This is a genomic window from Streptomyces sp. NBC_01546 (assembly GCF_045208355.1).
GTDB lineage: Bacteria > Actinomycetota > Actinomycetes > Streptomycetales > Streptomycetaceae > Streptomyces.
Genome location: NZ_CP109379.1, coordinates 678,965 through 691,882 on the forward strand (window position 1 = coordinate 678,965; position 12,918 = coordinate 691,882).

Annotated in this window: 10 protein-coding genes; 2 read left to right on the forward strand and 8 right to left on the reverse strand. The window is 69.7% G+C overall.

Features of this window, described 5'->3' with window-relative positions:
* Positions 1–5 precede the first annotated feature (5 nt).
* The 8 genes from fxsT to OHA89_RS03545 all read right to left on the reverse strand — a co-directional run bounded on the left by fxsT (position 6) and on the right by OHA89_RS03545 (position 10,731).
* Entirely contained in the window at positions 6–3,518 is a 3,513-nt protein-coding gene (gene fxsT, locus OHA89_RS03510; protein WP_406365183.1) for an FxSxx-COOH system tetratricopeptide repeat protein, read from the reverse strand.
* Between the two features lie 93 nt (positions 3,519–3,611).
* Positions 3,612–3,827, reverse strand: coding sequence for a hypothetical protein (locus OHA89_RS03515; RefSeq protein WP_266612774.1), 216 nt, complete (start codon positions 3,825–3,827; stop codon positions 3,612–3,614).
* Positions 3,827–4,690, reverse strand: coding sequence for a hypothetical protein (locus OHA89_RS03520; protein ID WP_266612776.1), 864 nt, complete (start codon positions 4,688–4,690; stop codon positions 3,827–3,829). The genes OHA89_RS03515 and OHA89_RS03520 overlap by 1 nt, the downstream gene beginning before the upstream one ends.
* A gap of 72 nt (positions 4,691–4,762) precedes the next feature.
* Complete coding sequence (locus tag OHA89_RS03525) at positions 4,763–5,209, reverse strand: trypsin-like peptidase domain-containing protein (RefSeq protein ID WP_266612778.1); 447 nt, start codon at positions 5,207–5,209, stop codon at positions 4,763–4,765.
* A gap of 36 nt (positions 5,210–5,245) precedes the next feature.
* Positions 5,246–6,247, reverse strand: a complete 1,002-nt coding sequence (locus tag OHA89_RS03530; RefSeq protein ID WP_406368372.1) for an MASE1 domain-containing protein — start codon at positions 6,245–6,247, stop codon at positions 5,246–5,248.
* 62 nt (positions 6,248–6,309) lie between these two features.
* Positions 6,310–7,143, reverse strand: a complete 834-nt coding sequence (locus tag OHA89_RS03535; RefSeq protein ID WP_266612782.1) for a PP2C family protein-serine/threonine phosphatase — start codon at positions 7,141–7,143, stop codon at positions 6,310–6,312.
* A gap of 97 nt (positions 7,144–7,240) precedes the next feature.
* Positions 7,241–9,448: an RICIN domain-containing protein gene (locus tag OHA89_RS03540; protein ID WP_406365184.1), complete on the reverse strand. Its 2,208-nt coding sequence runs from the start codon at positions 9,446–9,448 to the stop codon at positions 7,241–7,243.
* A complete protein-coding gene (locus OHA89_RS03545; protein WP_266612784.1) occupies positions 9,445–10,731 on the reverse strand; it encodes a ricin-type beta-trefoil lectin domain protein in 1,287 nt (428 codons plus the stop codon). Before OHA89_RS03545 ends, OHA89_RS03540 begins: the two co-directional genes overlap by 4 nt.
* A gap of 267 nt (positions 10,732–10,998) precedes the next feature.
* Here OHA89_RS03545 and OHA89_RS03550 point away from each other — a divergent pair, with 267 nt between their 5' ends.
* Together OHA89_RS03550 and OHA89_RS03555 are read left to right on the forward strand one after the other, a co-directional pair.
* Positions 10,999–11,706: a tRNA-dependent cyclodipeptide synthase gene (locus OHA89_RS03550; protein WP_257552742.1), complete on the forward strand. Its 708-nt coding sequence runs from the start codon at positions 10,999–11,001 to the stop codon at positions 11,704–11,706.
* Entirely contained in the window at positions 11,696–12,880 is a 1,185-nt protein-coding gene (locus OHA89_RS03555) for a cytochrome P450 (protein ID WP_257552743.1), read from the forward strand. The genes OHA89_RS03550 and OHA89_RS03555 overlap by 11 nt, the downstream gene beginning before the upstream one ends.
* Positions 12,881–12,918 lie beyond the last annotated feature (38 nt).

Below are 12,918 nucleotides of genomic sequence, written 5' to 3' on the forward strand. Positions count from 1 at the left end.
AGGGATCACACGGCCAGGGGCTCCAGGTCGCGGTGGATCCGCCGCTCGTCGCGGGCGTAGCGGGCCAGGCCGTGGTCCTCGCCGAGCAGTCGGCCCAGCTCGGCCACCACCTCCGCCCGCAGTCGGGCCGCCTCCTCCTTGCGGCCCATGGAGTCCAGGCTGATCGCCATGTTGGAGCTGCTCGCCAGGGTCTCGGGATGGAGCGCCCCGAGCACCTCGCGCAGCCGCGTCACGGCCGGCCGCTCCAGCTCCAGGGCGCCTTCCGGATCGCCCTGGTCGGCCCGTGCGTTGGCCAGGTTGATGTGGGCGAAGACGGTGTGCGGATGGTGATCTCCCAGCACCTCGCGCATGGAGCGGATGGTCTGGCCGAGCAAGGCCTCCGCCGTCTCCGCCGCACCCGCACCCCAGTGGAAGACCGCGAGGTTGTTGACCGCGGCCAGGGTGTACGGGTGCCGCTCGCCCGGCACCCTCATGTACGCCTCCACCACCTCCTGCGCCAGGTCCAGCGCCCCGCCCGGGTCCCCGGTCGCGAACAGGTCAGCGGCCAGGTTCAGTTCGCAGGAGAGCAGGTCCGGGTTGGCGGAGGTGTACTCCCGGTAGCGGGCCCGGGTGGCCGTGGTCAGCCGGAAGGCGTCCTCCAGCCGGCCCGCCCGGCGCAGCGACACCGCCAGGTTCTTCGCGGCCGACAGGGTTCCGGGGAAGGCCTGCCCCAGCGTCCGCTTGTAGGTCTCGTACGTCCGGCTGAGCAGCTGCACCGAGTCCTCGTACCGGCCCACCTCGCGCAGGTCGCGGGCCAGGTTCTGCGCGGAGGACAGGGTGTACGGGTGCTCCGGCCCGAGCACCTCCGCGCGCAGGTCGTACACCGCCCAGTCGATCTCGCGGGCTCTGGCGTACTGGCCGACCAGCCGCAGGTTCAGCGCCAGGTTGTTCGCGGCGGCCAGCGTGCTCGGGTGCGCCTCGTGGAAGATCTGGCTGAACCCCTCGTGCGCGTCGGTCGCCAGCTCCATCGCCTGGGCGTACTGGCCCAGCGCGCCCAGGGTGTTGGCGAGACCGCTCGTGGTCATGTACGCGTGCGGGTGCGAGGGACCGAGCACGGCCCGCTGGCGCTCCAGCGTGACCTCGTCCAGCTCCCTGGCCTCCACGAACCGCCCCTGGGAGCGCAGGATGTTCGACAGGTGGAAGCGCAGGTACAGGTACTGCGGGTCATCGTTGCCCAGCAGCTCCTTCCAGGCGTCCCGCAGCTCCTCGCCCAGCTCGTACGCGGCCTTGAAGTCGCCGCGCTTCCACAGGTAGCGGACGCGGTCGATCAGCAGCCGGCGCGTCTCCGGCTCCTTGCAGTACCGGGCCTCGGACGGGGTCAGGTGCGGCCAGATGGTGTTGAACTGCGGCCAGGTCTCCGGGTTGTCGATCGGCTCGTCGTCGTACGGCCGGGCGCCCGCCAGGATCCGGTGGACCGCGTGCCGGGCCTCCCGCTGCTCCTCCTGGCTCAGCTGGGCCCGGATCATGGCCTGGACCAGGCGGTGTACCTGGATGCTGTTGCCGGCCTGGTCGACCTTGGCCAGCGCGAACCGGCCGATCTCCCGGATCACCCGGCCCAGCACCACCTTCTCCTGGAGCGAGGAGTCATACGGCTTCAGCGCGTCGATCATCTCCTTGCTGTAGAGGAGGTTCGCCGAGATCGGTTCGGGTCCGAAGAAGGCACACAGCTCCAGCAGTCGTGCGGCGGCGGGCGAGCTGGAGCGGAGCCGTTCCATGGACACGTTCCAGGTGGCGGGCAGCGGTTCCGGGTATCCGGCCTGCCGGGCCAGCTGCTCCAGGTACGCGGACACCGGCGTCGCGGTCTCCGCGATCCAGGCGCCCGCCTGCTCCACCGCGAACGGCAGATCGTCCAGCGCCGCGGCCACCTGATCGGCGTCCTCCGCGCTGAGCCCGGGGACCCGGCGCTGGAGGTGCTGGATGGACTCCTCCCGGAGGAACACGTCCACCGGCAGCGAGTCGCAGTACTGGGACCAGGACTGGTTGCGGGAGGTCACGAGTACGTGCCCCGGTCCGCCCGGCGGGATGAACCGCTTGAGGGCCTCCGGATCGTCGGCGTTGTCGAAGACCAGCAGCCACCGCGAGGACGGAACCCCCCGCCGCAGCAGGTCGATCGCCTCCTGTGCGCCGGCCGTCATGTCCTCCCCGGTCTGCGCGCCCAGCCGTAGGGCAAGCTCCGCGAGCGCGGCAACCATGTGTTCGGTCTGCTCCGCGGGGATCCACCACACCAGGTCGTAGTCGGCCATGAACCGGTGGACGTACTCCAGCGCCACCTGGGTCTTGCCCACGCCGCCGAGTCCGTACAGGGTCTGCGGCTGCGGCAGCACCACGGTCATCCCGCCGCCGAGCTGGTCGCGCATCCGCTCCAGCACGGTGTGGCGCCCGGTGAAACGGGGGTTTCGGGGTGGCGCGTTCCAGACCTCCGGGACGGTTCCGGGGAGGCGGGGCAGGTCGGTGGGCGGGACCGGGGGGCGGCGGGTGAAGGCGTCCCGGATCCGCAGGCGCGTCTGCTCCTCCATGGCGGGCATGGACGTGACCTCGCCCTCGGTGATCACGGCGGTGAGCCGTTCGAACGCGGAGAGCAGGGAGTCGGTGAGCCCGGCCTCGTCGCCGAAGGTGGCCAGGGTCTCCTCGTAGGCGTAGGAGGAGCGGTACGGGATCTCCACCGCGCGCCAGTAGGAGGTGAGTTCGTCCCCGGCGAGGCCGTGGGGGAAGCGGTCGAACGTGATCCGGGCCAGTGCGCGGCCCGCTTCGGCCCTGTCCGGATCGCTCTCGTCGACGCGCATCGGGACGGGGTAGATCGTGATGCCCCGATCGTTGAAGCGCTCGTCGATCTGCCTGGCGACGGCGGCGGCGCCGTCGATGGACTGGCCGGAGAGGGTGAAGCAGTCCACCAGGACGTCCGGGAGGTGGACGGTGCAGATGTCCGCGGTGTCGGACAGGCCGGTGCGGCTGTCGATCAGGACGTAGTCGTAGTCCCGCTTCATGTCGGCGCGTAAGGCGTCGAAGAAGAGGCCGCCGCCGAGTCGGTCGTAGAAGTTGTCCCAGTCGAAGGTGGAGACGGTCGCGGAGTACTCGCGGTTCTGCCGGCCTGCCGAGACGAAGTCCAGGGTGCCCCCGTCCGGGAACTCCCAGCCCAGGGCCTCGGGAGCGAGCGAGACGGCGTGCGGTTGTATCCGCGCGTAGTCCTCGTGCCATTCGCCGGCGCGCTGCACCGGGCTGACCGCGGCCCATGCGTACTCGCTGACCAGGTCGATGACCCCGGTGGTGGCTCCGAGCGTGCCGGGATCCAGGAAGGGGTGGAAGAAGCGGTGCAGGCCGGGCGCCTCCAGGTCCCAGTCCACGGCTAGGACCCGTTTGCCGTTGGCCGCCAGGATCCATGCGGTGTTGGCCAGCGCCATGGTGCGGCCGGTGCCGCCCTTGTACGAGTAGAAGGTGACGATGCGTCCGTCACGGCTGTCACTGTCACGACTCACTGTCATCCGCGTCCCCCGGCCGGTGTGCACATCCTCCATTGAACGGGCCGGGGCCTGCTGATGCCAGGGGGTCTCCGGTTGTGCCCCGGCCTGATGGAGTCAGCGTTCGCTGCCGTCGTCCGGCGGGGGCGGGTGTGCGGTGCGGTCGGCATCGTCGAGCTCTCGCATGCGGCGCTCGACTGCTTCCTTCAGGCTCTCGCCTTCCCGGGGTTCTCCGGGTGCGGAGTCCGGCTCCGGCGAGCCGAGCCTGGCCCGGGCGATCTGTCGGCGGATCTCCTCCGCCCGGGCCTTGCGCTGCTCAGCGTCGTCACTCATCACTTCTTCCAGGCGGACGCCGCGGGGTTCGCGGTCCTCAGCTGGTCGATCTCGGCGCGCAACGACTCGGCCCGTGCGCTGGTGGACTCCTTGGCCTGGGCCGTGAGGGCCTTGGCGGCGCTGAAGAGCCTGGAGTCCGGGCCGCTGGCGGCCAGGCGGCTGACCGTCTTGGTCTTGGCGTCGATCGCCTCGCGGATGCTCCGGCTGCCGGTCAGGTGCCCGAGGTTGACGAACTTCGGCGCGTTGCCCTTGAACCAGGTCTGCTGCCACCACTCGCCCGTGACCGGCTCGCGCCAGCTGATGTAGCCGCCGCGCAGCACCTGCCTGGGTGCCTTGATGTGGCCGCCGAAGCTGTACCGGACTCCCTCGACGGCGACCGGATCATAGAATCTCTGGGTGAAGAAGTCCGACACGAGCATGCCGTTGACGGTGTAGCCGAACTCCGCGGACTCCGAGGGATCGGCGACCTCCACGAGGAACTCGACCCTGCCCTGGTCCGGGTGAGGCGACGGGCCGGCCACCAGACGGCTCCCGTACGGGTCGCTGATCATCTCCAGCATCTCGTGGCTCGCCGTAAGTGACCAGCTGTTGCCGAACTCGATCAGGGAGTACGGCTGTCCGTTCCGGTCCGTGTGATATCCCCCCGCCGGGCCGGGAACGTCGTCGACCACGATCAGCGGCCAGTACCCGAGGGGAACGTCGTCCAGGCTGTCGAAGGCGTCCACGGTCGCCTCGACCTGCCAGAGCGGGCCGAAGTCCCGGGTTGCCTGCTTTTGCAGCGCGGCGGCCACCCGGGTGAGCTGTGAGGCACTGATCTGGGTGTTCTGGGTCTCGGACACGAGGGCGAGCTGAGTGAGCAGCATGCGCGTGGCTGACCTTTCGCTTCGGAACGAGCGGTTGCCGAACCCCTCGAGGTTCACCCCGGGACAGCCTGCTCATGCGCCTGTGCATCCAGATGCGTGTAGATACCAGCCGAACGGTCGATGCGCCCCGCTGCCCAAAGAGGCGTAGCCGGCGCCGGTCGCGCCGCGTAGCCAGCCGACGCTCCCCTCGACGAGGCGGGCGACGGGGGCCTTCGCGGGCGGATCGGCGAGGAGTTCCAGGACGGCGATGTCGCCGGAGCCGTCCGGCCGCACTGGCGTCCAGGCGCCGACCCGCGCGGGCACCCTGGTGCCGCGCTCGGCGAGCGGGAAGTCGATCCATAATCGGCCGCCGGGTGATTCCCGGGTGTCCGGTGGCAGACCGAGCGCCGTGGCGACCACGTGGGCGCAGGTGATGACCTCGCGCTGCCCGGCGCGGAACCCGGCGCCTTCGGGTCTTCCGTCGGCGCCCAGGATCCGAGCCACCGATACATCGCTCGGCGCTGCACTTCCCGGTTCCATGGTGTCCACCCCCGGGCACCAGATCAGGGCGCAGGCCTATCCGCCCCCCGTCTCCACGCCGTCCTCGTCCCGCGGCGGCCATCCGGACGTCGCCTTCCCCGGCGCCAGCCGCTCCACCACCTCGGCCAGGTCCTGGCACGCCTGCTCGATCCTCGCGCGGATGATGTTCTGCTCGGTGACGATCGCCGACAGCAGCAGCGAGGTCAACGCCGCGGAGCCGTTGAGCGCCTGGAGGTTGACCATGGCTTCGACGAGTGTGTGGTGGTCGAAGGGGCCTTCCTGGGCGATCGCCGCCGAGTTCGCCATGGCGGACACGAGCAGCATGCACGGCGCGCTGCCCTCCAGCTGGAAGCGCAGGGCCGCCCAGATGAGGAGCGGGAAGACGAGGAACAGGAGCGCCATGTCGCTCCTGGTCGCCAGCAGGGTGACGGCGAAGGCCGTGACCAGCAGGGCCGCCGCCTCCGCCCACCGGTAGGCGCCCGAGGGAAGGCGGGCCATGCGCAGGACCAGGAGCAGCGGCGCGATCACGAGCACGCCCATCGCGTCGCCCGCCCACCACGTCCACCACACGATCCAGAATCCGCTGTCGGGCAGGCTGTCGGTGACCACCAGCAGCCAGGCGCCGATGGTGGCACTGATCAGCATCGGAAGCAGGCCGCCCAGGAAGACCAGCGCCACACCGTCCCGGAGCCGGTCCAGTGTCACGCGGAAGCCGACCCGTCGCAGCATCAGGTAGGCACACACGGGAGCGAGGGTGTTGCCCGCGACGATCCCGAAGCCGACGGGGTCGATCGAGCCGCTGATCGACTGGATGACGAGACAGGCACCGAGTGCGATACCCGGCCAGACGCGGAGCCCCATCCAGAGCAGGCAGACGAGGGCGATGCCCGTGGGCGGCCACAGGGGTGTGACGACCGCGCCCTGGATCACCACCTGCTGGAGCAGGCCGATGCGTCCGCCGGCGAAGTAGGCGGCGGCGACGATCAGGTTCAGGAGCACCGTCATGCACAGACGCCGGAAGCCCTCGGTGCGCATCACTTCATCAGACAACAGCCCGCGCCCGCCGACGGAGCATGACACGCGCTACGGTGCCCTGCGCATCATCCGGTTCCACCCCGGACGGCCTCATGGCGCAGCACGAGCACGGCGGCGTCGTCCTCGTGACCGGTGGAGTCGGCGACCCTCATCACCTCGGCGGCCAGCTCACCGGGGTCCGCGCCCGCCTTCGCCCGGACCACCTCGGCGACGCGCGCCAGACCCCGGTCGATGGGGAAGGACGGGCCTTCGACGACCCCGTCGGTGACCAGGACGAACGAGCCCCCGGTGGCCAGCCGGCGGCGGGTCACGGGGTACTGCGAGCCCGGCAGCATGCCCAGGGGCAGACCGCCTTCGTCCTCCACGATGCCGTGCTCGCCGTCCGTCGTGGCCCAGACCCCGGGAACGTGGCCGGCGCGAGCGGTCTGAATCTCCCACGTGATGGGGTCGAAGCGGAGAAAGGTGCAGGTCGCGAAGAGATCACAGTCCACCGAGAGCAGCAGATCGTTGGCCCGGCTGAGCACCTCGCCCGGGTCGGCGGCGGACGCGGCGACGGCACGCACGGCGATGCGGACCTGCCCCATGAACGCGGCCGCCTCGACGTCGTGGCCCTCCACGTCCCCGATGGAGAAGCCCAGAGCGCCCTCGGGGAGCAGGAAGCCGTCGTACCAGTCCCCGCCTATGCTCAGGCCGTGACGGGCGGGTGCGTACCGGGCCGCGGTGCGCAGGCCCGGCACGCCGGGAAGGGACGCCGGCAGGATTTCCCGCTGCAGTGCCTCGGCCAGCTCGACCCGGGCCTGCTGGAGCTCCGCCCCTTCCCGGGCCTGGGCCGTGAGCCGCCCGAGCCTGGTCAGCAGGTCGTCCGCGGTCGCCGCCCGCGTGGACCGATGGTGGCTCATGGACCGCTCCGACATACGTCCGCTTCAGTTTCCGACACAGATGGCCAGAATCATCATATTTCGGATATTCGCTGATCACATCACGGGCGCAGGCTCCTCAGGGGTAGCTCACCAGGTTGGCCACGTTGGTGGACGCGTTCGAAGGGCCTCCCCTGTCGTTGATGACGTGCCGGATGGTGCCGGTGCCGCCGAGCGAGACGGTCACCATGCTCTGGAAGCGCACGTTCGGGTTGCTGGGGGCCTCGAAGGCACGTTCGGCGGTCACGCTGCTGTTGACGTTGAAGAAGCAGTAGCTGCCGAGCCCGAAGGCCTGGTGGCTGGTCACGTGGTCGGCCACCTTGTACGCCGCGTAGCCCTGGGTGGAGCCGTTCATCCAGGCGGCCTGGTTCGGCGGGTCGTACGGCATCTCGTTCTGGTAGAAGTACGTCCGCCCTCCGTTGCCGTTCCACACGGTCTGGTGCTTCTGGTAGTGCTCGACGAACAGTCCGTACATGGTCACGCCGTCGCCGTTGACCACGAGTCCCGTGTCCGCCGTGTTGCTGTTCCAGCCGATGCCGCTGCCGTGGTCACCGCGCCAGATCCACATGTGGTCGCCGATGACGTGGTCACTGTTGACGACGAGGCTGGTCGTCGCCTTGCCCACGGCGGCTCCGCCGACCCGGAAGAAGACGTCGTGCAGGGAGGTGGGGTTCGCCGAGTGGTTGGCTGCGGCGCCGGCCGGGCCGACCTCCATCAGGGTCCGCGAGGTGGTGGTGCCCGCGTCGAAGAGCACGCCCGCGATCTTCACACCGTCGACGTCGGCGACCGTCATGGCCGTGACCCCGTTGTCGGGGATGAACGTGGCGAGGCCGAGTCCGAGGACGACGGTGTCGGGCCGGGTCACCCGCAGGGTCCGGTCGAGGTGGTAGACACCGGGCGTGACCAGCAGGTTCTTGCCTTCGGCCAGGGCCGCGTCCATCTGTGCGGCACTGGCTCCGGGCTTGACGACATAGAACTGGTCCATGCCGAGCGAACTGCCCGCAGCGTTCCCGTTCGCCCAGCTGGTGGCCGAGGAATCGGTCCGCAGGGACGGCACGAACACCTTGTAGGCGCCCGTCCCGTCCACGTACAGGAAGGGCTTCTCGCGGATGGTCGGCGTCTGGTTCACCGTGGTGTACGGCGGGTTCGGGAAGCTGGTGGCGGGGACGCCCTGGCTGCCGACGAAGACCATGTTCCAGTTGGACCCGGTCCAGCCGCCGAGCTGCGAGTTGCGGGTCAGCCACTGCTGCTGCGTCCCCGACCGCACCTGGCCGTCGATCTTGCTGTCCGCCATGAATCCGCCGCTGGCCCAGCCGCCGTCGTCCAGGGCGAGGTTGCCGCGCACGTGCATGCGGCGGTACGGCGCGGCCTGGGACACCGCCCAGCGGTCGGTGCCGCCCGTCGGGTTCACCGACAGGTTCTCGGCGCCGCGCCAGAAGTTCTGGGTGGCGTTGTGCGGCGGGAACCAGTCCGCCTCCACGTGCACGGCGCCGTTGATCGTGACCGAGTCCGGTGACTGGCCGAGACCGAGGACCTGGGTGTAGAAGCCGACGTTGACGTCGTTGGCGTACGTACCCGGCTTGAACATCACCGCGTAGCGCTGGGCGCCGAACTGGTTGGTCTCCTGCTGCCGGAAGATCGAGTCGAGCCGGCTCTGGATCGTGGACGAGGGCATGGAGGAGTCGAAGACGACCACGTTCGGGCCGAGGTCGACGTCCCCGGGGGCGGTGTTCACGGGAGCCACCTGGAAGCGTTGGGCCGCCGTGCCGTTGCAGGTGTACTGCACCAGCTGGACGCTGTCGGCGGTCGAGGCGGACGGCACGTCGAGGCACTTGCCGCTGTGGCGGCTGACGAAGTGGTAGGCGCCACCGCCCTCGTCGACGGCCCTCCACTGCTGGTTGGCTCCGCCGCCGTACGTCCACAGGTGCACGGCCGCGTTGTCCGCCGAGGACGTGTCGCTGACGTCCACGACCTGAGCGGCGTCGTTGCGGTTGCCGATCCGGACGAAGCCGTCCGTGGTCGGGGTGAAACTCCACTGCTGCGCCGAGGAGTTGTTGCAGGTGTACTGCTGCACCGCGGTGCCGTTCGCGGTCGCGGCGGACCGCGCGTCCAGGCATTTGCCGCTGCCGGCGTTGACCACCGTGGACCAGCCCGTGGGCAGGGCGGCGGCCGCCTGCGCCGAGGCCTGCGGGGTGGCTGCCTGAGTGGGCTGGACGACGGTGAGCACCGAGACGGCCGAGGCCGCGGCCACGAAGGCCGTGAGCCGGCGCCCGGTGGTGCGGGTCATCGGGTCACCGTCCACTTCTGGTTGGCGGCTCCCGTGCAGGTCCAGATCTGCAGCCGGGTGCCGTTGGCCGAGCTGTTGCCCGCGACGTCGAGGCACTTGTTCGCCTGCGGGTTGACGACATCTCGGGCCGCGGGGACGGCCCACTGCTGTGCGGGGGTCCCGTTGCAGTCGTAGAGCTGGACCGGCGTACCGTCCGCGGTGCCTCCCGAGGCCACGTCCAGGCACTTGCCGAGCGCGCGGATCGTGCCGTCGGATCCGACGGTCCACTGCTGCGCGGCGGTGCCGTTGCAGTCGTAGAGCTGTACGGGTGTGCCGTTCGCGCTGTTGGCGCCGGCCACGTCGACGCACTTGCCGCCGAGGCCGGTGATCGGACCTCCGCCGCCCGGCTGGCCGCCGCCGGAGGTGACCCGGACGTAGTCGACCAGGAGCTGCCCGGGGAAGACCGTGCTGCCGTCGGGGTCTCCCGGCCAGTAGCCGCCGACCGCGAGGTTGAGGATCAGGAAGAAGGGCTTGTCGAAGACCCACTGGCGGCCGCCGAGGTCTGCGGGGGTGCGCCGCTGGTAGACGGCGCCGTCTACTGACCAGGTGATCGCGTTCGGGCTCCAGTCGACGGTGAAGGTGTGGAAGGCGTCGGCGAACGCCTGGCCGCCGGGCAGGGTGTACCCGGCGCCGATGCCGCCGGAGCCGGAGTAGCCGGGGCCGTGGAGGGTGCCGTGGACCGTGGACGGCTCGAAGCCCACGTTCTCCATGACGTCGATCTCACCAGAGGCGGGCCAGCCGACCTGGCCGATGTCGTTGCCCAGCATCCAGAAGGCCGGCCACATGCCCTGCCCGCGCGGAACCTTCATCCGGGCCTCGACGCGACCGTACGTGGTGGTGAACCTGCCGGCCGTGTTGAGCCGGGCGGAGGTGTACTCGCACCTTCCGTACCAGCACTGGTAGTTGGCCGGGTTCTCCCGGCGGGCGGTGATGACCAGGTTGCCCTGGCCGTCGAGGGCCGCGTTGCGGTTGCCCGAAGTGTAGAACTGCCGCTCGTGGTTGTTGACGTTGTCGCCCGTCTCGATCTGCCACTTCGCGCCGTCGACGGCCGAGCCCGCGGGCCCGTTGAACTCGTCGGAGAACGTGACGGCCTCGGCCGACGCGGCGCCTTCGGCGGCAACGGCGGCCGGTGCGGGGGCGTGCAGCGGGGGCACGCCCTGTGCCAGGCCGGTGGACAGCGACGCGAGGGCGAGGAGCGAGACGGCGGACAGCAGCAAACGCCGCGATAGGTGCGGGAAGTTCATGGCTCTCCCTTCCGGGAGTGTGGGGGAAGGCCGGACAGGATCGTCATGACCATGCCATGCCCTTAGTTCACTACGTGATTTAAGAAGTGAACAAATCCCGTGTCAAGAGCTTGGCCTGGACCATATAACTGCCTTGTCCAGCATGTGAGTTACCGCATGCAAGACATGGAACGGACCGTCACGCTCAGGTACCTTCCATCACGTCGTCGCCACACCCGGGGCACAGGGCCCCACGGGACTCGCGGCGACCAAAGGAACCGACGTCTGTTGACGACAGCCACAGAAGTCTTCACGGTCCAGCCTTTCACCCCGCACTGCCAGGTGATCCACACCGAAGGCGACCATGCGGTGATAGGCATCTCACCGGGCAACAGTTATTTCTCCGCGCAGCGCGTCACCGACCTCGCGCACTGGGGTCTGCGCAACTTCCGGCAGGTCGACCTCATCTACACGGACATGCACGTGGCCGAGATGTACGAGGCCCTCGGCTATCCCGCGGACGAGGCGCGGCGCAAGGCGGTCAAGAACCTGCGCGGGGTCCGCGCGAAGGTCAACAACGCCGCCGCCGAGGCCGATCCCACGGGCACCCGCCTACGCGCCCGCCCCATGTCGTCCCTCACCGACATCCCGGCCTACCGCAGGCTCCACACCCACCTGAACACCCTCCTCGGCACCGACCCGGAGTTCCGCGAGACCTGCAACGCCCTGGTCGACGCGTTCCTCTCCTCCAAGGTCCTCGGCGGGAAGACCGCCACGGTCCGGCAGCGCGAGGTCTGTCTCGAGTACGTCTGCGCCGAGGCCCCGCTCTTCCTCGACACCCCGGCCATTCTCGACGTGCCCTCGTCCCTCAACTGCTACCACCAACTCCTGCCGATGGCAGAGCTGTTGTATTCGCGCGGTTCGGGCCTGCGTGCCTCGCGCAACCAGGGACACGCCGTCATCACCCCCGCCGAAGGAGAATCCGATGCCCACTGACACACTTCTCGACTTTCCGTTCTCCGCGCGCGGCGACCAGCTCCCCCACGAGGTCGAGCAGCTCCGGACCGAACCGGTCAAGCGGGTCCGTACGATCGCCGGGGACGAAGCCTGGCTCGTCTCCTCCTACGACCTGTGCAAGCAGGTCCTCGAGGATCCCAGGTTCAGCCTCAAGGACACCTCGGCTCCCGGCGTACCACGCCAGTACGCCCTGACGATCCCGCCCGAGGTCGTCAACAACATGGGCAACATCACCGGCGCCGGACTCCGCAAGGCCGTCCTCAAGGCCATCAACCCCAAGACCGACGGCCTGACCGACTGGATGCGCGCGCAGGCCACCACCCTCGTGGACAGCCTGCTCACCGAGGGCGCGCCGGTCGACCTGCGCACCCAGTTCACCAGTCCGTACGCCGAGCAGCTCCACTGCCGCATCCTGGGCATACCCGGGGAAGACGCCCCGCGCCTGGCGGCGAGCCTCGACATCGCCTTCATGAACTCGGCGTGCCCCATCACCGGAGCCAAGCTCAACTGGGACCGGGACATGGCCTACATGGTCGAGCGCCTCGACGACCCCACCGTCACCGGCCTCATGGCCGAGCTGGCGGCCCTGCGCAAGGACCCCGACTACGCCCACCTGACGGACGAGATGCTCGCCACCGTCGGAGTCACCCTCTTCGGCGCCGGCGTCATCTCCACCATGGGCTTCCTCACCATGGCCCTGGTCTCGCTCATCCAGCACCCCGAGGTGTGGCAGCAGATCCGCCAGGACCCCTCCAAGATCCCCGCGGCGGTCGACGAGCTCCTGCGCATCAACCTCTCCATCGGAGACGGCCTGCCGCGCCTCGCCCTCGAGGACGTCACCCTCGGAGACGTCGAGGTGAAGAAGGGCGAACTCCTCCTCGTTCTGGTCGAAGCCGCCAACACCGACCCGGACGTGTACCCCGACCCGCACACCGTGGACATCGACCGGCCCAACGCGGGCACCCACCTCTCCTTCGGCGGCGGCCAGCATTACTGCCCCGCCACCGCCCTCGGCAAGAGGCACACGGAGATCGCCCTCGAGGTGCTCGTCGAGAAGATGCCCGGTCTCCAGCTGGCCGTGCCGGTCGAGCAACTCGTCTGGCGCACGCGCTTCATGAAGCGCCTGCCGGAGCGGCTGCCCGTCCTCTGGTAGCAGTCCGACGGCCGGCGGCGCGGGCATCCGAGGTCACC